Genomic DNA, 19319 nt, shown 5'->3' on the forward strand with positions numbered 1-19319 from the left:
GAACTAAGGATTTATTGTTGGGTTTGACGGTGGTTGGGGTACTGCTCTTCTCGTGAGGGCGGATAGGCATCATACGATGGAGTATAGCCCTGACGATAGGGGTCCGGATAGGCATTGCGAGACATCATGGAGCCTCCCATATTGATGGTCATAGCATCCAACAAGCGTGCATATATGCGGTTTAAGTCTTGCAATTGGCGAGCCATGTGGGCATTCTCCATACGGAATGCGTTGCTGTCTCCGAGGCTCCCCTCATACATCTCGCGCATACGATCGAGACCGGCATTGATCCCTTCGATGGCTGCAATTTGCTGATTTACATCACGCAACTGTGCCTCGTAGGCGGCGTTGAGCCCCGTAATGTTCTTGCCGAGGGCTGCTATCTGTTCGTTATATTGTGCCGTATGTTCGTTGAGCGTCTGTAGGTTGATGCTCTGCCACTGATGGGTCATCCCGCTGGTTACTTCCCCGAGTCGGGAGAGCTGGTCGATAGCTCCGCTTAGTCTCTGTATGCTGCCACGAAGGTGATCAAGCTCCTCTTGGGAGAGTACTCCGGCGAGTGAAACCTCGGGGGCTGCGGCTCCGAGGTGTGAAGGAGAGGAGGGCTCGAAACTCTCTGCACGCTGCCGTGCTGCTTCTGCCCTTTGGGTGAGATAGTCGCGTTGCTGCTCCATGTCTTGTGGGTTTCTTCCCTCTAGGCCTGCATTGAGTTCGGGGAATACTTGCTCCCATTTGTAGGTTTCTTCGGGTTGTTCAAAGCCTGAGATGAAGAATACAAGGAACTCTGTCATCATCCCAACGAAGAGCATTTGATCCCCAAAAGACCAGTGTAAGAGCTTAAAAAGAGCCCCTACAATTACTACGGCTGCCCCCCAACTGTAAGCTACGTTGAGGATCTTTTTTCCACGGCGGCTCGCCAAAAAAAGACTGAGTTTACCGGCTTTTTTATTTGTTTCCATAGGACTCTTTTGCTATTTTTTCTTGTTGCTTCTTTTTTGAGGAGTAAAGCTGATGGCTCTGCGCACACAGCGGAAGCCAATGTACGAGCGAGCTTTGCCTTGAGATTCGTAGCTGCGGGTGGCGGATTGTATAAAGCGTACGACATCTTTCCACGAACCCCCACGTACTACTTTGCGGCGGAGTATCTCGGGGTCACGTAGGTCGGCATGATAGTCCAGCTCCGGGTTTATGTCGTCTACATCTTTGTAGCTAGAGGCTGAGTAGGCGGACTCGGTCCACTCGGCAACATTGCCTGCCATGTCGTACAATCCGAAGTCGTTGGGCGAGAACGATCCCACCTGACTTGTGATAAGGTGCCCGTCTGCGGTGTAATCGCCTTCCCCAGGTTTGAAGTTGCCTAGGTAGCAACCCTTATCGCTTTGTAGGTCTTGAGCGCTCCATGGGTAGCGTCGGTTGCTATCGCCCACTCGTGCGGCGTACTCCCATTCAGCCTCGGTGGGCAGACGGAAATCTTCGAGGATCATCCCTTCGGGGATGTTGAGCCCTTGACGGAAAGAGGCTGAGCGCCAAGCGCAGAAGGCTTGAGCTTGCTCCCAAGACACCCCTACGACGGGATAATTATCGTAGCCCGGGTGATTGAAATAGAGGTGTGCATACTCGGCATTGGTCGAGTTGGGGAAGTCTCGTACCCAGCAGGCCTCGTCCGGGTAAATGGGCACTATATACGTATTAAGGAAGTCGTATTCGCTAGCAAGTCGGCGCGTAATGGTTTGGCGCATAACGCGGCCGTTATCGTCGATATAGGCTGTGTCTTTGGCAATGGTCGGTAGCTGGAGAGCCTCGATCTCCGCAGGGGTGATGGAGGGATTGCGCAAGGCGAGCATCTGTGTACGATACAGGGCTGCGGCGTGATAGTCGTAGCGCTCGTAACGATAGACCATTTGAGAGGGATCCAACCCCCGCTCGTGGGTTACGGGATTAGTGTAATAAACACTATTGATGGCGTTGAGTTCTTCCTCTGTGGCACGCTTTTGATTGGGGATGGGGCGAGACCAATCGAGGTGCGGCTCAATGGGATTGTCGTACTTATCGGTAGTGATTTTGTAGTCGGGGTTCCCTCCATAGGCAGGATCGGCTAGGCGTTCCCTTATGATAGAGTCGCGTACAAAATAGACAAACTGACGGTACTGCGCATTGGTAATTTCCGTCCTATCCATCCAAAAGGCATCTACCGATATTGCCTTCGATTCTGCCGGGAAGCCCCAAAGGCTATCCGCCTGAGTATGCCCAAGCACAATCGAACCGCGAGGGATAAGTACCATGCCATAGGGCGATGGCTCTTGCCACGAAGCAAGTGAAGCTCCTACCAATTCGCCACCTGATGTTGAGCGAGGGCGCGAGGCACAAGCTGCGAGGAGCACCAGAGTTACCAAACCACCAAAAGCCGGTGCAAGGAGGTGATATCTTTTTGTCATCTGCTATTCTTCTTATTCGCATTCTGTCTCAGCCCTTTTGGTGCGGGTAGCCTCCTTTGAGGGGAGAGACGTCCTGCTAGCTTAACGCACAAAGTGTATGCTTTAGTATAGAGTTTCTAATTTTCTGCCTACGCAATGCCGTAACCAAGGGCGCGGAATAGTTGCTTTTCTTCCGGGAGAACGCCCAGCAACCGATAGGCAGGAGCCTCACGGGGATAGTTGTAATGCACCCTAAGGGATTCGAATTGGTCGGGAGTTTGGCGTAGAGCCAGCTCTATTTGGGAGAGAGCTTTCATGGTATGTGCAAGCACCCACTCCGGGCGCAATGAGCCTATCAAGCTGAGGTCTATTGTGGCATTTTCAGGCGAGGGGAGGGTTATTTGGTCAAAGGGAATGAGAGAGGGATTGAGCCCGAAATGCTCCAGCGTAGTCTCTACTGCCATGCGCGTGCCTCGGGCTTTGCCATCGGCAGAAAAACCTGCGATATGAGGGGTCGCACGCTCTGCTCGCGCCAAAACATCGAGTCGGATATTGGGCTCTCCCTCCCAGCAATCGAGATAAAACCCCTCTATCTTCTCGGAGTTTAGGGCTTGGAGGAGAGCATCGCTATCGGCAATGGCTCCTCGGGCTGCATTCAGTATAAGAGGCTTTTTGCGGCACTGGCGGAGGAAGTCCTCTCCCAAAAGATGATAGGTGAGATGCTTTCCCTCTTTGGTGAGTGGGGTGTGAAAGGTTATGATGGTAGCTTCGTGGGCTGCTTCCTCTAGGGAAGAGAAGCCTTGCTGTCCCTCTTGTTCTGCCCTAGGGGGATCCACTAGAAGAGTTTTGACGCCTAGTGCCTCAGCCATTTGCTGTACATTGCCTCCCACATGACCTACCCCTATAATAGCGAGGGTTTCTTGCGCTAGAGGTCTTTTGAGGCGTAGGGCACGCTCGGCAAGTACCCCCATTACCCAGTGAGCTACGGATCGCGCATTGCAGCCCGGGGAGTTGCGCCACAGGATACCATGGGAAGAGCAGTAATCTCTATCAATATGGTCAAATCCGGCGGTGGCGGTCGCTATGGAGCGAACCATAGTGCCCTCAAGTAGACTTTGGTTGCAACGTGTGACACTGCGGATGAGAAGCCCCTCGGTTTTTTCTTCGATAAGTCGCTCGCGGGTGATCTCTTGGGACGGAAGGTAGGTAACGTCGGCCACGGCATCAAGTAATCCTGCGAGGTAGGGGAGGGATTGGTCGGCTACAAGACGAGGACGATAATCTGAGGGCATGGGGTAATTATAGTTTGTTTTTTATGCCCTCAAAGGTACAAATTCTCTCCCCGTTGCCCTCTCTCTTTTTCCCTCTAGGCTAATTGCGAAAAATTTCTTGCCCTAAAACAAAAGAAAAACCAGCCGGAAATGCATCCACTTTCTGACTAAGAAATATTTCTTTTTAGGGCAGGAACGAGAAAAGTTTTAGGCATGGATTTTTTGTGCCATGCTGACGCCCCTTGTCCCGGATAAAGGAAAAAGAGTCTCCTACCCGCGAGTAGAAGACTCTGTCCTTTATGCTATGATTTTATATAAGTGTCTATCAACGAATGATACCCTTACCTATGGCTCCATTGCACTCTACAATGAAAACTCCTTGTAGGTTTTCTACGCCATCAAAGAGAATGGAGTTGCTGTTGGTAAGTCCGGAGAGAATGAGATGCCCATTTTCATCGAAAATGTTGACCCTCTTCTGGTAGCCTTGAGGGAGGTTATTTACTTCAATGCCATTCCCCTTAACGCTAATGTTTAGTACTCCCTTAGGTTGCTTTTCTATCGTTTTTAATCCGGTGTCAATTCCGGTATAGTCATAGAAATCCCCATAGACATTGCGTGCTACTACTTCCCACTTCTTTTTCAAGGCTACTACTACAGTCTTATCGGAAACTTTATTTTGATCTTCGGGAGTCTTTTCTAAGAACACACCCCATACACCAATGTCCTCCGTGTCGAGTAGGTCGGAGAGGTTATTTGCGATCTCCTTAGTTGCATCAAATCCTAGTTTATTGCCTGCAATGATAAGGATTCTCAGCTTAGGATTTTTAGAGATGTCGAGAGCCGTAAAAGATTGGCAATCCTCAATTGAGAGTTGGTTGAGCAGCGGGTTGTTGGAGAGATCCAGGCTCTTGAGTGCACTCTTAGAGGCTGTCAGTGTCTCAAGCGCAAGCGATTTCGAAAGATCTATTTCTGCGATTTTCGTACTATCGATGCTTAGGCTTATGAGATCGGGACACTTGGTAACGTCTAGGGTGGTCATCTCCTTATTACCAGCCACAGAGAGCGATAGTAGTTCGGGCATCTCCTCCGTACGGATTGTTTTAATGGAGTTGTCTGAGATGTCGAGAACCTGAATTTTGTCGGTTTTCCCAAGTTTGAGATTCTTTACCTTGCTGTTCTTTATGGCGATATTCTCCAAAAGATCGGTATGGGATAGATCGAGATCCGATAGATTGCAATCCCAAGCCTCGAAGACCACAAGCTCTTTGTTGGCCGCTAGGTCCACACTTTTGATAAGGGGATTGCCCGAGATGTTGATGCGGTTGAGGTGAGGGTTTTTACTGAAGTCAACGGATTGGATTTTAGGATTTTCGTCAATGTAGATTGTCTCTAGCCGTGGAAGCCCCGATAGATCTACACTTGTCAATTCGTTAGAGGATAGGTATAGCTGCTTGAGCGTGGCGGGGAGCTTGCTGAAATCAAGAGACTGCATCTCGCAACTCATAAAGCTGACATTCTCTAGCGCTTTATTGGCGGAGAGATCCAACCCCTGGGGGAATTCGTTGAGCATAAGAGAGAGTTGCTTGATGCATTCGTTCTCTGCAAACTCTAGGTTTTTGACCCGCTCCATAGGTGCTACAAACCCTTGGCAGGTGCCGTAGATCTTAACAACGTTTCCCTTGATAGGTATTTTCCCCTCACTATCTACCTCGTTGGCAGGCTTCTTGCCGTAACCCGCGTCAATCAGGAGGCTCTTGAAATCTTCTTCAGATCCCGAAAGTGAGAAAGCAATAGACCCCTCATAATTGTCCGCATCTATAGTGGTCATAGTAATGAGAGGCGCCTGAGCATTCATACAGGCAACACCCATAAATAATAGCAGTAGGGTGTAGATGGAGAGGAGAAAATGTCGTTTCATATTCGATCTTTCAATTTAGTTGTGCTTTTAGTCGTTTTGCTTCTACGAAGATAACCAATGATTTTGATTTGCCACCTTGGGTTCAATGTTTTCTTACCGTACTTGTGTTTTTCCTTAGATAAAAGACAGAGGCGATGAAAGAAATCGTTTGTCTTCCTTTTATTGGGTTGTGGATTTTCTCTCATTCCATCGTCGAAAGGCCCCTCTTGCTCTATTCTGTCCCTTTTGTTCTATTTGCATTATATCAGAAACTATTTGTATCTTTACCCCTAGAGAGGTGGGGCTCACGAAAGAGTTGGTGGCCTCAACTTTCGGTTTGTTAGCACAAAGTGTAAGTATCACCTTATTAATTGGAGAATTGAAGTTATGAAGAGTGAAGTAAAGTTTGGATTAGGTATTGCTATTGGTGTAGCCTTGGGTGCTGCAATAGCTTATTTCTCTGACAAAGAAAAGCGCAATAGCTTTGTCGATGATGTAATGACAACAGCAGACAAGGCTCGCGATAGTGTGGTAGAAGGGTATTACGAAGCAAAGGCAAAGTATAACCAGTACCGCAATAAACTGAAAAAAGAGATCCAAGAAGTAGAAGAGAATATCGACCTCTCTGCCGGAGATCTTGACTAATATAGAGCTGTAGCCGGGCACTCCCCTCTTAGGCATCTAGGTCTTGGGGGAAGTGCTTCTTATAGCTTAGCAGGGTTACTCGGGGTGCATTTTTGAGAATTGTTCTTGAAGGATGTAGCTTCGTGTGTGCTGTTTCTTTCTTTTCCTGGAGGAGACGGAGCGTCTCAAAGGGAAGGAGCGGAGGGGTATGAATGGCTTCTGCTTAATTTGATTGATGGAATCGACTTTTAGTTTGCGCTCATTTGTTCGCCACTTGATGGTGTACGCAATGGCTCTCTTGCGGAAGTCCGTATTGGATAGTGCCGAGGGGGCTTCGCTGCTCGTTGCCAAGTTGGTAGCTCTACTTATTATATTGCTCATAGTTCCTGTCTGTATGGTACTTGTGGCATTCCTTATTGCCTATCTGATAAGCGACCTACTTGGGGGTAACATTACCCTAGGAGTACTGCTCACCTTATTGCTGTTGATCGGTATAATTGTAGTGGTAAAGGTGTGGTATAAGCCCCTTACCCGTCCTATACGAGACCGAGTAAAAGCTCTTTTTATTGATGCAGCAAATCATTGTAAGTCCTCCAATTTTGAAGATGAGTTGGGGAAAGATTGGGATGAATTAGATCCCTTAGAAGATTCTTTTGATGGCGATGAAGAAGCGTAGTGTAGACGAAGAACTCAAGATGCTACAAGCTGAGGCGGCGCGCGACCTCTCCGTCTCTCGTGCTCGCGTGCAGAGTGAGTGGCGTTGGATCAGCAGCCCGGAAGGAAAAGATGCCATCTGGGAGAGTGTCCGTCGTGATGTGCTACCCCAAGGCTCGTTGGCTCAGTGGATCTTTAGGGTATTCTCCAAAGATAGAGGAACGCATGGCAAGGATACAACGGCTCGTACTCTAAGCACAGTGGATCTTTTCTCTGGTAGCCTTCTCGGAAAGATGTTGCCTGCTTCATGGATGAGGTACGCTCCCCTTGCAGTGGAGTTGTTCGACCTTGTTCGCCCCATGCTAGTGACTACGGCTCTTGCTTTAGGGCGCAGTGTGTTGAGAAAAAGCTTCTCTCGGTTGAATCCCTTCCGAAGAAAAAAGAAATCCAAATAGCTTTTCCCTCTTATATCCTAAATAAAAACCCCCATCAAACTAGCTTGACGGGGGTTATTTCTATCCGTGGTAATGTGAGTACCTATGTTAATCCCAAAACTCTCTATCAAGTGGGAGTGGAAGGAATTATTGCAGTCTCTCTTGTTGCTGCGATAGGTACTTCTCGAGTAGTTCGTCCGCTAGGCTTACGGTATCGTTGCAGGGGATGTGTAGCTCAGCCTTTAGGGAGTGGCATTGGGTGGCTCCGAGGCGCGATTTAAACTCTTCGAGTAGAGCTTTAGCTTCGGGGGAGTCCGCTCCGAGTATTTGTGTGGCACTATAGAGAGCTCCACATAGGCCTCCTTCGGCTTTTCCACCGCCCTTTGAGCGGAGAGTTGCCTCTATATCGTCGTCTGTTGCCCGAGTGATCCCTTGATAGGCTTTAGCAATGGTTTGGGCGCAATTCCAGTTATTGGGCTTGGCATGGAAAAAGTCCAAAGCAGATTTGTTCTCTTCGTTTTTCTTCATTTCCTTTAGGTTCATTTGGTTGATCGTTTTCTCTAAACAAAGATAACGAATAAGTTCGATTATTGGCCTGATTTATCCAGAAGTCGTTGGGAGCTTCCCTATCATGAATAATGATTTTGTAGTTGTAGTAACTTTCGTCTGTATTCATGATATTACGCATCGTGATGAGCGATTGTACCACTAGTAGAGTAATGATCACCCAGCGATCGTATTGGTTCCCCTTTTCGTAGAGGTTGGATATGAGTATCGGAAGGAAGAAAAAGGGAAAGTACATAAAGCGATCGGCAACCTGGAAAAACACAAAGGTATTTGTGATTATAGTAGCGAAGAAAAAGGTATTGATGTAGGGGAGGAGATTGCGATCTCGATCGAGTAAATCTTTTTGTCTCCATAGTAAATAGAAGGCTATCAGTGTATTGAAGTAGTACATGACGCCCGACCCCAGTCCCTCTTGTGTGTCGTACATTTGCTCAATGTACATGGTGTCAAATGGCAAATAGGGGATGGAGAATTGCAGTATAGCTTTGGTAATGATAGGCAGCAGGGTGAGTGAGAGTGCAAACAGAATGCCCATAAATACCCTATTGAAGCGGACAAAGAATAGAGGCACCAGCACAAACATTATTATGGCAGAGGAGTGGGTGAGGTAGGCGAGTAGCAGTACGATAAGCGTCTCTAGGTAGCGTCTATCTCTAAAAAGCGGGATCGAGAAGAGGCAGATAGCCTGAGCCATACATTGGCGTACGGTATTGAAGGATTCGAAATAGAGCTTCCAAACCAGTATAAATGTAAGTGCGGCTATGGCAAAGCGATAGCTCTGTTTTTTGTATCCCCAGAGAGAGAGGGGAATGAATAGTGCTGCCACGCCCAGGGTCCATACCGAGAAGTCGAGATGCAAGAAGCGAAGAACTTCGTTGTAAGTCTTCCAAATTCTGGACATATGTTGGGAGTGAGAGGAAAAAACATTCTCAAAAGCATCTTTGTAGATGGGGTAGTCTCTCCCTACCTCAAAGCGCAACCCTAGGAAAAGGATGAGCAGTACCCCTAGGGCAACTATGGGTATTTGCGAGGCATATTTGTCCCTATCAATCGTCCAAATCAAGAAGAATGCGAGTAGGGAGAATAGGGCAAAGAATAGGGCGGAATAGGGCGGCATAGCCTAGGATTATGAGTTTGATTCAGCAAGGAGAGATTGGTAGATCAGATGATACTCTTCGCTCATGCGAGGGGCGGAGTAGTAGCGGATAAATCGTTTCAGGTCACTCTCGGTGTACTGTATTTTTGCGGCGCAGGCGATACTTTGGGCGCACCGCTCGACGCTGTTAGGGGGGAAGAGTGTTTTTTCGAGAGCCGGGAAAGTACGAGCAAACTCACGAAAAGAGGCAATATCCGAGAGTGCCATCGGGCATTGAGCCAGTACGGCTTCTACCACGGTAAGCCCGAATCCCTCAGATTGAGAGGCCGACACGTAAACGGTTGCAGCCTGCATATAGGGGACAACGTCTGGCACATTACCCCAAAAGATAGCGTTAATACCGAGCGATTGTGCCAGCGTTTGGTAGTCTTTTTGCTCCTCCCCTTCTCCCAAAAATAGGACAGAGGCTTTTTGCCAGTACTCTTCTTTTGAGGCAAGTTGGGCTAGTGCACGTAGTAGTAGCCCATGGTTTTTGAGGGGGGATTGTAGCCCAATGGCGAGGATTAAAGGGGCTTCCGGGTCTACCGGTAGAGCCAATTCTTTGCGAAGGGATGCCTTGTCTTCGCACTTTGCTAACTCTCTGCCCTCTAGGTCAATGCCGTTGGCTATGCTTGTTGCCAGCCTCGGGAGGGAAAGATTTTCGTTGTAATAGTCGGTAGTAGCGTTGGAGATCCCTATAAGATGATCGAAGTGAATGAGGGCACGCTTTAGCCTACGCCACATATACCCTCCGACTAGAGCACCCTTGTTAGAAGAGAAGTCTTCTTGGGCACGATTGTGCAGAGTACTTAGCTTTATGAACCTCTCGGGAAGCCGTGCTACCACCAAATCGGGGTGGTAAGTATGGCTATGAACCAAGCGAATTTGCTCTTTGTCGAGGAGATCTTGTAGCTCCTTTGCCACTCGGAAGGTACCCAATTCGAGACGCCAAAGACTCGCGTAGAGGGAGACAACTTTGCACCCCCACGATACAAATTTTTGGCGCAATTCATCCCCCTTTTTTGTAGGGGATTGGAGTTCGACTATGAGGGGGCGGTATACGTCTCTAGGCAGGTAATGCACTAGAGCTGCCACCACTTTGAGAGGACCTTTGTCTACAATAGAGCTAACAACAATGGCTAGAGGTGTAGGCATATTCTACTATCGGATAACTTTTTTCACTCCTTCGCGCACCTTTAGTAGGAGCCACCCGAGGCGTCCCCAGGGGCTGGTGCTTTGGAGTTTGTAGATACATTTATTTAGAGTACTCTGCGGAAGGCTAGAGAGGAGGCGGTCATACTCAGGGTGGATGCTACGTACTATGGGGTAGTCACGCACCTGTATTCGGTTGAATAGCATCATCTTAATATTGATGTAGGCTCTACCTATATAGGGGGCAAAATCCTCCTCCTTCTGCTCCACCAGTAGGTAGTGGGATAGATATTCGAGCACAGCCTCCAAATCCCTCTTTTGCTTCATGTTTATTTTATGGATGAGAGAATTTAGATGCTGCTGCACGTAATGCACGGTGGGGGTATGCAGGTAACCTATCCTATCTACATGGTAAAGAAAGGGGATAAGGGCACGATAATCTTCGAGAAGTGCCAACCCTTCTACAAAACCTCCATTCCACTCTTCCCATTCCTTGCGGCGGATGAGTTTATTCCAAAGGAAGGCGGGTTGCCTCCCCGATAGTATCGCTTGTATGTATTCTCGCCCAGTCTTTATTTCTAAAACTGATTGATGTATTTTTTGTTTGTGGTAGTCTACAACGTAATCACTAATTACTATGGGGCTATCCGTTTGTAGGGCTGTGGCTACCCAATGGCTTACTACCGAATCATTATCCCAATAGTCGTCACTATCAAGAAAAAGCAGGTATTCTCCCGTTGCTAGACTGAGAGCAGTGGCGCGCGTTGCAGCGATGCCTCTATTCTGCTCGTGGTGTGCGATCTGTATTTTATGTCGCTGAGGGTTCTCATGTGTAATAACCTCTTCTGCTAGGGCGATGCTGCGATCAGTAGAGCAGTCATTGACCAAAATAACCTCCATATTGGGGTAGTCCTGTCGGAGAACTGAGCGGAGACACTTTTCTATAAACGCCTCTACGTTGTAGACGGGGATGAGTACGGATACCGAGGGGGTCATGTGTGTTTGCGACGTATTTTAGAGATGAGCATAGAGAACCCTTGCCTAAAGTCGGGATGTAAAAGATAGAGCAGGATGCTGGAGATGAGGGCAAATAGGCAAGTGCCCGAGAGTGCCGTCTTGAGCCATCCGAGCCAAGAGGGAGTAGACGCAAAGGAGGTGAGACTCGGCAAGAAATAGGAGAGAGCCCACCCTGCGCCCACTACGAGAAGAAGCTCCGCTCCTTGGCGTAGGTGATACCCCCAGACCGACTTTTTGAAGGCTCGGGAGTAGAGGAAGTAGGGTTTCCAGCCGTAAATCACGACAATAAGGCTTATGTTGATGCCGAGTAGAATACCTGTAATTCCCCACATGGAGCCGAGGAGGATAGATAGCCCAAGATTGAGAATGGCTTCAATCATAGGGGCGTAAATATCCTGATACATACCATAGGCGTATATGAATTGATCGGGAAGGCGAGAGAGTTGCAGCAGCATATAAAGCACAAAGAGCAGCAAATCAATCTGCTGAAAGCTACGTCCCCCACCAATCCATAGCTCCATGAATCCTTCAGAATACCACAGCATCCCCCCTGCAATTACGAGAGCCATCCAGAGACGGAGGGCATAAAGTTTGCGGAAAACGACCTCTACGCGATTGTTGTCGCCCTCTGTGATGAGGTTCCCAACACTGGCCGTAAGTCCATTGAATATAGCGTAAATTACCCCGCTAATCCCTGCGTAGATAACGAGATAGTTCTGATAAATCGTAACGACGGCAAGCCCTTGGGCACTCGCAAATACGGCAAATATTATGATAGGGGTGCTCTGCTGCAGTACAAAGGTGGCTATTTTGTGATAGAAAAGTTGCTTCGTACGGCGTATGATTTCGGGGTAATTACGCCGAACACGATTCCCCTGTTTGGCGTTCGCCTTGAGCCAGGGGTAATCCTTATGGATGAGCCATTCAATAAAAAGAGCCCCCACTACACCAAATAGGAACTCGATGCCGAGCCACCATATGTAGGGAGCTGGGAGATAGAGAATCGCTAAGATTTGCAATACCTGTTTGAGTACTCTGGGCAGCTGTATGGCAAGCGTCATTTTATACTCCTGCTGGTCGCTAGAGAAGATAATCTGCCGGAAATTGAAAAAATATCCCCACAGCGCGTTGAAAAGCAGGACTACATACGTGGCGTAGGCATACCAAAGAGGGATGCCTTTATCCTCAAAAATAAGGGGGAAGAAGAGGAGTAAGATGCCCGATGCAACGAGTACAATGCGAGCGACCCAGCGGTAAAACCACGCTTGTATGGATATAATCTCGCTGACTTGTTGCCGATCGTTTTGAGCCAGGGGCTGGTAGAGAGCAAAGGCTATCGCCGAAGATAATCCCAGTTCTGCGATATTGAGGAAGCCTAAGATGCTCACCAAGGTAGAGTTTAACCCGAGAAGTTCATCCCCCAGTACCTGAATAAAATAGCGACGAAAGAAGAAGGCGGCAATAAGCCCAACCATGTAAAACAAAGTGGCATAGCGGGCATTGCGCAGACTATTGGAGGCTCTATCGGTGGCAGACACGAGGTGATCGAAGATTCCTTTCTAGCTTAAACGTACCGCAAAGATACTCTATTGTGTGGTGTTGGCAAGGAAAGTGCGGCATTCGCCCTCGGCGAGCACAACGCATTTTTCTATTGTAAAGCTTATGAGTAATTCGATGATTACCAATTACGAATCCGTCGAAAGCTAATTACCAATCTAACAGAAGTGTATTAAGAATCTCACAAAAGTGTATTAAGATTTTCGGAAAAGTGTATTAAGATTTTCGGAAAAGTGTATTAAGAATTAGACGAAAGCTCATTACGAATACGCCGATTAGTAATGAGTAACTTGGTAATTGCTCACTACCAATCTAGCGAAAGCTCATAAGCTTTCGCTGTAAAGAAAAATGATTTTGTGGTAGAAGGTCCCTTGTTTTCTCCCTAACTTCTCTCCATATTTAGCCCTCAGGAGAGAAGGCCCCGACCTCATGCCTCGCCAACATGAGACCTCCCCCTTTGACTCAATATGGTAAATATAGGGGGAGCATACCTGCGGTTTCGGATGTTTTTTGAGGTTACATATCGGGAATTTTTCTAGGGATCGCAAGCTTGGGATTCTTACGGAATGTCCAAGAAATTAGAAGCCAAGGGCGTAAACTTGCACTTTCGTAGAATGTCTGTTGGTGGCTGGTATAAGAGCCCTGCTTTATGTCGGTTATGTCACTTTTCGTGCCCCAAAAGTAGGGAAGTCCGAGGGATAGATAGAGCCGATTGGTCGCCTGCCAAGCAATTTGTATATGGGCTTCTAGCGGATTTTTATAGATGGTTTGGCTGATGGCTGTGTAGTTGCGATTGCGCCATGATAGAGAAGAATAGATGAAGAAGTCGCCAAAATCCCAACGAAAATACCCTTTTACTCCAAACGAACCTTTGGGAGATTGTCCATTAAAGACCTCTGATGTGTAGTAGGTTGTAGCGGAAATTTGGAAGTTTTCACCCGAGTAGTTAGCTCCTATTCCTCCTTCTGTACTTGTATAGGTGCCGTTGTTGCGATACGATTTTATTTGATATTGTCCTTCTTGGCGTACATAGGGCTCTATCATTTTGTTATAGCGATTGTGATCGCCAAAGAGCCAAATACGAAAATCCTCAAAAGTGCAATCATATCCTAAATTGAACTGATGAATTTGCATCGGTACAAGGAACGGGTTCCCCTCCTCCTTAAACCAGGGATTGGTCGATAGATTAAAGGAGATAAGATTGCGGCTTTGGGGAAGGACGTTGGTGAGGTAGTAACTCCCTCGTAGTGATTGATAGTGTGGCAATTTAAGGGTTAGACTTACAGCAGCACGTGGTCTCCAATAGGAGTGATTCTTATCAGCTGCCTTCACAGCTAAGCCTTGTAGCCCGAGAGAGGCCATGTAGTATAATTTCCCCCACTGATTGCTATAGGTTGCGTGAGTGTAGTTGCTCCAAAGCCCTACGTGGGCTGTTAGAGCGGGCGATATGCCTTGGTTTGTTACCTTGTCTTGGGTGTATTCTAGGTTATTCCCAATAGCCAAGGATCCAAATGATTGCTCTCCCGACTCATAGTCGATAGAGAGAGCGTACTGATTGCGCAGCGTTGCAAGGTCTACAAGGTAGGAGGCTTGGTCTTTGTCGTAGCTCTCTTGATAGTTTTGATATTGGTCATAGAATCCATAGTTGTAATTGAAAAATGTGGAGAGTGTACTCTGGTTCTGAAATGTATGCTCGTGGAAAAGAGAAGCTAGCATTCCCCCATCCAATACACTATTGTTGTCTGTAGTTTTGAGAGAAGAAGCTTTTCCCAATGCTGTATATGTACCCTCTTGCTTCCCCTCTGTGCGCTTTCTTGATGTTTTGGCCTTGATGAGTGCTGAGAAATAATCAGAAGGAGAGGGGACCCATTTGAGCAATAAATGCCCATCTATTCCCCTTGATTTTGCATTTGAGATACCCGATAGGCTTTTCTCTTCTTGCCCCATCTGCTCTTTACTTACGTAGCGAATACGATCGTTGGTAAGGTAGTCTACAAAAGCCCCTCCTGCTACAGCAAAGGTCTTCTTTCCAAGTTCAAAGTTGGCTCCTGCGAAGCCCTCTCTCGGAGGAATGTCGTGCCTTGTGCGAAGATCTACATACGAGTAAAAAGGAATATCCTTGCGGAGACGAATGTTTACAATTTTGGTAACACCCATCTGCAGGTAACGAGCACTTACCACTTCGGAGACCTCTACGGATTCGATATTCTCGGGATGTATCGGTTGTATCCCAGAGTTTACAAGATGACCGTCTACCAATATTAGAGGGGACTCGCCGGTGCGCATCTTGACACTCTGAGAGCTGATGTCAACTTGTAGTAAGGGTATTTCTGAGAGAGCTCTAAAAGGATCTCCCGATGCTTTTGCCTTTTTCGATAGTTTGAATATCTCTCCTGTGGCAGTTACTTTGGGACTTACTTTCCCCGTAACTACCACCTCTCCCAATGCTACCGCAGGTTTGTCCAAAAAGATGTTGAGGGTGCTGTCTGTAGAGAAGAACCGCTCCACTTCGAATGTTTCGTAGCTAGAGCTTGCTAGTTGAACGCTATAAAGTCCGGCTTTGGGGAGTATGAGGTCGGTCGTTTGTGCCTTGATTATCGAAAAGTGTACCACAGAATCGCCTTCTTGTACAAGTAACTCGCCGCTCTCTAGTGGGTGATGATCCCAGGTTTTTATGTCAAGATGCAAATTGATTTGCCCGAAAAGAGCAGAGCTCTCCAACAGAAAAAGGAGAGTTAGGAGAATGATTCGCTTAAAATTCCCTGCAGTTGTCATAGGTCGAATATAGTTAGAGGGTATGTCCTAATTCGGTTTGTTTGCTTTGTAGATGAGGATGATCCCCTTTATGGTGAGGAGGATTGGCACGAGGACTGTCACTAAAAGGAACCAGATTGGTATCCTCTCCATCGAAAATAGAGAAAACCCAATAATCAATAAGAAGAGGAGTAAAATGAATATCCTTAGCTCGTTGAGAAGGCGGAAGGTTGCTCGGAGGACTCGCTCGCGATTCTCTTCTTGAATCTTGAATGGGTAATTGTAAAATCGAGGATTTGTTTTACCCACAAAGTAGAGTATAAGTTGGAGTGAGACGAGAATACCATAAATCTCCCACAGAAATACTTTGGGAGAGAAGGCATCCACTTTCCCATCCAAACCGTAGTGGCTGGGCACCTCTGTGGGGATAGAGGGGTAGTACCAGCCGAGGGCAACGGCAGCTAAAAGGAGGATTACTAGGATGGAGGAATCGGTTTTATTCCAAGCTCTCATGCCAAAATAACGTTCTATTCAGTTTGCTGATTTTGCAGTCCTCCTGCTCATCTCTTAATTGAGTTGCAGCGCAAATATACTATAAATATCAAAAACATTTAGGGAGAGGAGAGCCTGAAAAAAGGGAAATCGCAGCAAGCGAGGGATGCTTACTGCGATTTGTCGTGAGAGAGATGTCAAGCGGACTTACTTCACTTTTTCACAGCATTTCTATAGGAGTGTAATCTTATAGACCTTCTGCTGAGTTTGTATGATTAGTAAATCTTGAGAATATTCTCTGAGTGAGAGCGACTCTCCTATGTGTAGATATTGCTTGAGTATAAGTTTCCCTTCTATATTGTAGATGCTTATAGGCTGATCTTTTGAGGAAATGAGAAGTCCATCAGAAAATATAATATCCTCTTGAGAGTCTCTATTCGTTATCAGGGATGTTTCTTTTTCCTTGAGAGTTACATTTGTGTCGCTAGAGAATTCTGAGAATATTACATTCTTTCCAATAATCCGGAAGGCTCTAACATGATAGAAGTAGGTGTGATTCTTCTCGTTAATTAGGCCCTGTATGGGATATGTTGTCTGTTTGTTTTTGATGTTTATGCGGTTGTTGATAAAGGAGATGGAGTCATTGGTCTCTAATGCTACACTTACTTTTACGGCATCTAAGAGGAATGGTTCTCCCGACCACGACAAGAAACTCAGATGCATATCCGCTTTGTCGGAGTAATTGAAAGTAACTTCTCTTTCTAAAAATCCTGTTTCATCGAAGTGAATAGGAGCCAGCTCTTCGGGTCTTTTCCCGTTCACTTGAATTGCGAGATCGGTTCCCTTCTCTGCCCAAACCGTGAGGTTTACTTTTACCTTTCGACTATTCCCCCTAGGTTGTAGTATAATATTGGGGGTAGTAATAGCTGCAGAAAATCCTTTTGTCCCCATCATTCCATCTGCCATGATGAGGTTTGCACCCATCCAGCCCGGGTATTGAGTATATTCATCGAGATATGAATTCTCCTGTTTGCCGGCTTTTGCCTTTTCGGGATTTGTCTCTCCCACCTTTACTTTGTCGAACTTCTCGTCGTAAATCACATACTCCGTAGCTTCTGTCGCTTTTATGAGATTGTAGTTCTCGAGTACGTACCCTTGTGCCTTAGGTGTGGCTCCCCATTGAGCTGTAAATCGATCTGTATCTATATCTGTTGCCTCTAGAGAAGTGGGGGGTATTAAGCCGTACACAAAAACTTCTTCGGAGGGGAGTGAAATTTCTTGCTCTTTTTTCGATTTGACAGAGAAGAAGTAATCTGTCTCGGGATCAAGCCCTTCGACCTCTATTTGAATACTATTTTTTACTTCTCTGTCTTGATAATTTTTGGCATATTGATGGTCTGGCTCATAGTAAACTTTGAGGTCGTCAAAGTACATTTCCCCCTCGCCTTTGTAGGAGATTCGTATAGCAGTAGCATTGAAATTGAGGTGTTTGGTTAAGTCTACAAACTTAAACTCGGGCATCCCCTTACTGTCAATTTCGACTACTTCCATCCATTCCGTACCCAGGTATTGCTCTACTATAATACTTCCTTTGAGACTGTTACTAGGAGATTTTGCCCAAAAGCTAGCATGTACTAGAGGCTTATTTGAGGCTTTTAGTTCGAGCCAATCTCCATTTATAAAGTGTAATGCCTGATTGCCCGACCTCGAGTTTTCGGAGCCTATATAAACGGGATGCTCACTAGATAGAGAAGTAGAAAACCTGCCAAAATCGTTAGAAACGGGTTTGTTGTCACTATCTAAATTCAGATGGTCAAAATACTCTGCAATGGAGTCTTTTTCTTGGTATTCTGCCTTCGAATATACGCTTACAAGGTAGGTGTCTATCCCTTCTAAGGGAAGCCACTTGGCTGTAAATCCATTAGCCTTTAGACCTTCATACCCATCCACTTTGGGGTAGGGGATGAGCGCTTTTTGCCTCGAGATCTCAATATCATCGATAAAAAACTTGATCTCTTCCGTTGCCGAGAATTGAACAATGGCTTGTTGCGATTTGTCGTTGGCCTCAATATTGAGGGTGGTGGTATAGGTCTTCCATTCGTCTGATAACTCAAAATTGTTCCCCCCGAGGGTCTCAGAGCGAAATGCTACATTGACATAGATATGTGCCGGGGTGTCGTATTTCTTTTGGCTTCTGGCACGGAATTTTATTGTGATCTTGCCACTATAATCTCCTAGAGGAGTGTTGAGATAGCCGTCCTCAATATCCCATTCAGAGGTGTAGTTGGAGACAAAACAGCAGCCTCCGGCTTGATGGATTGCTGCTCCTGTCCACCCCTCTTTTTGCATTAGCTCAGCCGGTATATAGGTTGTGTACTCATCTGCAACATCTTTTGGGGAAGGATTTTCGATAGAGCCTTCTGTGAATTTGGCAAAGTCTTCGCTTACAATTACATTTTGGGCATTAGCCTTCAGGGAAGTAATAAGCACTAATACTCCCCAAAAGATGGGCAAAAATGATTTCTTCATAACACTATTTATAAAAGTACATTTGCGCAGTATTGCATCGAAATCCTCGCAGTGGATTTTGTCAATACAGCTTATTTACGCCTTCAAAGATAGTAAAAATAGGATTAGCTATCCTAACTGTTGATAAAACTGCAGTATTGCTGCATGCGAAATACATGAAGAGCTGAATCCGCCCCTTCGGTAATCGTGAAGTGAGGACTGTGTGGAACGAGAATGAAAACTGTTGCTGGATTTTTGCAACGGACATCGTTCGTGCTATTAATAACGAGCCTGACTATACAAAAGTTGGTAATTACTGGCAATGTCTGAAAAGGCGATTGAAGCAAGAAGGTATTGAACTCGTGAGCACCACTCACCGCTCCATATTGAGGACCCGATAGGGCCTGCGAGTGGCTGAAGTCCTCAATAGAGAGGGTGTTGTATTGTTAGATTCTTTCCCCTCTGTTAGTCTAAAGAGGAAAGAAATTTTTTAACTTCTGCTTTATTTTGCATGAGGTTAATCAGAATATCTTCCTTTGACACCTTTGATTTCTTACCACACATGTCTTGACGTATCGTTAACATTAAACCTAAAATAGAGTCTACATATTTTTTTTGATTACCTATATCTTCGGATAAGCCTGTGAGACATGAGTTGAAAGCGAAAAAGACAGAGTCTGAACCGTACATAAAAATGTCTTTCTTGATATCTATGAATTGATCCATTGTAAGGTTGCAGATAATTTTCTTTCCGGATTTTGTACTTTTTATTGTATCGAAGAATATGGATATAATATCCCTGTAAGATTTATATTTCTTATCCGATAGTTGTTCTTTCATTAT

General features: G+C 46.3%; 16 protein-coding genes and 1 pseudogene. 4 read left to right on the forward strand and 13 right to left on the reverse strand.

Going from position 1 to position 19319, the window contains the following annotated elements:
* Nucleotides 1-11: 11 nt before the first annotated feature.
* From gldL to ACTTHR_RS01860, 4 genes are all read right to left on the reverse strand, one after another.
* The gene (gene gldL, locus ACTTHR_RS01845) at nt 12-959 is read right to left on the reverse strand and encodes a gliding motility protein GldL (protein WP_442604974.1); all 948 of its coding nucleotides are present in this window, start codon (nt 957-959) and stop codon (nt 12-14) included.
* Nucleotides 960-971: 12 nt separating this feature from the next.
* The gene (locus ACTTHR_RS01850) at nt 972-2435 is read right to left on the reverse strand and encodes an SUMF1/EgtB/PvdO family nonheme iron enzyme (RefSeq protein ID WP_442604975.1); all 1464 of its coding nucleotides are present in this window, start codon (nt 2433-2435) and stop codon (nt 972-974) included.
* A 128-nt stretch (nt 2436-2563) separates the two neighbouring features.
* A complete protein-coding gene (locus ACTTHR_RS01855; RefSeq protein ID WP_442604976.1) occupies nt 2564-3706 on the reverse strand; it encodes a 4-phosphoerythronate dehydrogenase in 1143 nt (380 codons plus the stop codon).
* A gap of 304 nt (nt 3707-4010) precedes the next feature.
* Nucleotides 4011-5603 carry a leucine-rich repeat domain-containing protein gene (locus ACTTHR_RS01860; RefSeq protein ID WP_442604977.1) on the reverse strand — a complete coding sequence of 531 codons (1593 nt, stop codon included), beginning with the start codon at nt 5601-5603 and terminating at the stop codon, nt 4011-4013.
* A 366-nt stretch (nt 5604-5969) separates the two neighbouring features.
* On the opposite strand from ACTTHR_RS01860, the gene ACTTHR_RS01865 reads away from it, so the two are divergent.
* The 3 genes from ACTTHR_RS01865 to ACTTHR_RS01875 all read left to right on the forward strand — a co-directional run bounded on the left by ACTTHR_RS01865 (nt 5970) and on the right by ACTTHR_RS01875 (nt 7315).
* Nucleotides 5970-6227, forward strand: a complete 258-nt coding sequence (locus tag ACTTHR_RS01865; RefSeq protein ID WP_004332155.1) for a YtxH domain-containing protein — start codon at nt 5970-5972, stop codon at nt 6225-6227.
* Nucleotides 6228-6441: 214 nt separating this feature from the next.
* A complete protein-coding gene (locus ACTTHR_RS01870; RefSeq protein ID WP_147286663.1) occupies nt 6442-6882 on the forward strand; it encodes a hypothetical protein in 441 nt (146 codons plus the stop codon).
* On the forward strand, nt 6869-7315 hold the full coding sequence (locus ACTTHR_RS01875; protein WP_442604978.1) for a hypothetical protein: 447 nt from the start codon (nt 6869-6871) through the stop codon (nt 7313-7315). The genes ACTTHR_RS01870 and ACTTHR_RS01875 overlap by 14 nt, the downstream gene beginning before the upstream one ends.
* Nucleotides 7316-7441: 126 nt before the next feature.
* On the opposite strand, the gene ACTTHR_RS01880 is transcribed toward ACTTHR_RS01875, so the two are convergent.
* The 8 genes from ACTTHR_RS01880 to ACTTHR_RS01915 all read right to left on the reverse strand — a co-directional run bounded on the left by ACTTHR_RS01880 (nt 7442) and on the right by ACTTHR_RS01915 (nt 18497).
* Nucleotides 7442-7822: a C-GCAxxG-C-C family (seleno)protein gene (locus ACTTHR_RS01880; protein WP_442604979.1), complete on the reverse strand. Its 381-nt coding sequence runs from the start codon at nt 7820-7822 to the stop codon at nt 7442-7444.
* On the reverse strand, nt 7764-8978 hold the full coding sequence (locus ACTTHR_RS01885) for an EpsG family protein (RefSeq protein WP_442604980.1): 1215 nt from the start codon (nt 8976-8978) through the stop codon (nt 7764-7766). The genes ACTTHR_RS01880 and ACTTHR_RS01885 overlap by 59 nt, the downstream gene beginning before the upstream one ends.
* A 9-nt stretch (nt 8979-8987) precedes the next feature.
* On the reverse strand, nt 8988-10151 hold the full coding sequence (locus ACTTHR_RS01890) for a glycosyltransferase (protein WP_442604981.1): 1164 nt from the start codon (nt 10149-10151) through the stop codon (nt 8988-8990).
* Between the two features lie 6 nt (nt 10152-10157).
* On the reverse strand, nt 10158-11144 hold the full coding sequence (locus ACTTHR_RS01895) for a glycosyltransferase family 2 protein (RefSeq protein WP_442604982.1): 987 nt from the start codon (nt 11142-11144) through the stop codon (nt 10158-10160).
* Nucleotides 11141-12703 (reverse strand): lipopolysaccharide biosynthesis protein, encoded by a 1563-nt coding sequence (locus ACTTHR_RS01900; RefSeq protein WP_442604983.1) that lies wholly within the window; start codon nt 12701-12703, stop codon nt 11141-11143. The genes ACTTHR_RS01895 and ACTTHR_RS01900 overlap by 4 nt, the downstream gene beginning before the upstream one ends.
* A 535-nt stretch (nt 12704-13238) precedes the next feature.
* Nucleotides 13239-15497, reverse strand: coding sequence for a TonB-dependent receptor (locus tag ACTTHR_RS01905; protein WP_442604984.1), 2259 nt, complete (start codon nt 15495-15497; stop codon nt 13239-13241).
* A 27-nt stretch (nt 15498-15524) separates the two neighbouring features.
* Nucleotides 15525-15989 carry a DUF1648 domain-containing protein gene (locus ACTTHR_RS01910; RefSeq protein ID WP_442604985.1) on the reverse strand — a complete coding sequence of 155 codons (465 nt, stop codon included), beginning with the start codon at nt 15987-15989 and terminating at the stop codon, nt 15525-15527.
* Nucleotides 15990-16199: 210 nt separating this feature from the next.
* Nucleotides 16200-18497, reverse strand: coding sequence for a hypothetical protein (locus ACTTHR_RS01915; protein ID WP_442604986.1), 2298 nt, complete (start codon nt 18495-18497; stop codon nt 16200-16202).
* 167 nt (nt 18498-18664) lie between these two features.
* Between ACTTHR_RS01915 and ACTTHR_RS01920 the strand changes: the two are divergent.
* Nucleotides 18665-18925, forward strand: a pseudogene (locus ACTTHR_RS01920) (cell filamentation protein Fic); the annotation flags it as partial.
* A gap of 16 nt (nt 18926-18941) precedes the next feature.
* Here ACTTHR_RS01920 and ACTTHR_RS01925 read toward each other — a convergent pair.
* Entirely contained in the window at nt 18942-19316 is a 375-nt protein-coding gene (locus ACTTHR_RS01925) for a hypothetical protein (RefSeq protein ID WP_442604987.1), read from the reverse strand.
* Between the last annotated feature and the right edge of the window lie 3 nt (nt 19317-19319).

The organism is Porphyromonas endodontalis (assembly GCF_052173515.1).
Classification (GTDB): Bacteria; Bacteroidota; Bacteroidia; order Bacteroidales; family Porphyromonadaceae; genus Porphyromonas; species Porphyromonas endodontalis_A.

Excerpts from the sequence above, each read along its gene's own strand:
- ACTTHR_RS01865 (WP_004332155.1), top strand. The coding sequence starts at position 5,970 with ATGAAGAGTGAAGTAAAGTTTGGATTAGGTATTGCTATTGGTGTAGCC.
- ACTTHR_RS01910 (WP_442604985.1), bottom strand. The coding sequence starts at position 15,989 with ATGAGAGCTTGGAATAAAACCGATTCCTCCATCCTAGTAATCCTCCTT.
- ACTTHR_RS01855 (WP_442604976.1), bottom strand. The coding sequence starts at position 3,706 with ATGCCCTCAGATTATCGTCCTCGTCTTGTAGCCGACCAATCCCTCCCC.
- ACTTHR_RS01880 (WP_442604979.1), bottom strand. The coding sequence starts at position 7,822 with ATGAAGAAAAACGAAGAGAACAAATCTGCTTTGGACTTTTTCCATGCC.
- ACTTHR_RS01890 (WP_442604981.1), bottom strand. The coding sequence starts at position 10,151 with ATGCCTACACCTCTAGCCATTGTTGTTAGCTCTATTGTAGACAAAGGT.
- ACTTHR_RS01870 (WP_147286663.1), top strand. The coding sequence starts at position 6,442 with ATGGAATCGACTTTTAGTTTGCGCTCATTTGTTCGCCACTTGATGGTG.
- ACTTHR_RS01875 (WP_442604978.1), top strand. The coding sequence starts at position 6,869 with ATGAAGAAGCGTAGTGTAGACGAAGAACTCAAGATGCTACAAGCTGAG.
- ACTTHR_RS01850 (WP_442604975.1), bottom strand. The coding sequence starts at position 2,435 with ATGACAAAAAGATATCACCTCCTTGCACCGGCTTTTGGTGGTTTGGTA.
- ACTTHR_RS01885 (WP_442604980.1), bottom strand. The coding sequence starts at position 8,978 with ATGCCGCCCTATTCCGCCCTATTCTTTGCCCTATTCTCCCTACTCGCA.
- ACTTHR_RS01925 (WP_442604987.1), bottom strand. The coding sequence starts at position 19,316 with ATGAAAGAACAACTATCGGATAAGAAATATAAATCTTACAGGGATATT.
- gldL (WP_442604974.1), bottom strand. The coding sequence starts at position 959 with ATGGAAACAAATAAAAAAGCCGGTAAACTCAGTCTTTTTTTGGCGAGC.
- ACTTHR_RS01860 (WP_442604977.1), bottom strand. The coding sequence starts at position 5,603 with ATGAAACGACATTTTCTCCTCTCCATCTACACCCTACTGCTATTATTT.
- ACTTHR_RS01895 (WP_442604982.1), bottom strand. The coding sequence starts at position 11,144 with ATGACCCCCTCGGTATCCGTACTCATCCCCGTCTACAACGTAGAGGCG.
- ACTTHR_RS01915 (WP_442604986.1), bottom strand. The coding sequence starts at position 18,497 with ATGAAGAAATCATTTTTGCCCATCTTTTGGGGAGTATTAGTGCTTATT.
- ACTTHR_RS01905 (WP_442604984.1), bottom strand. The coding sequence starts at position 15,497 with ATGACAACTGCAGGGAATTTTAAGCGAATCATTCTCCTAACTCTCCTT.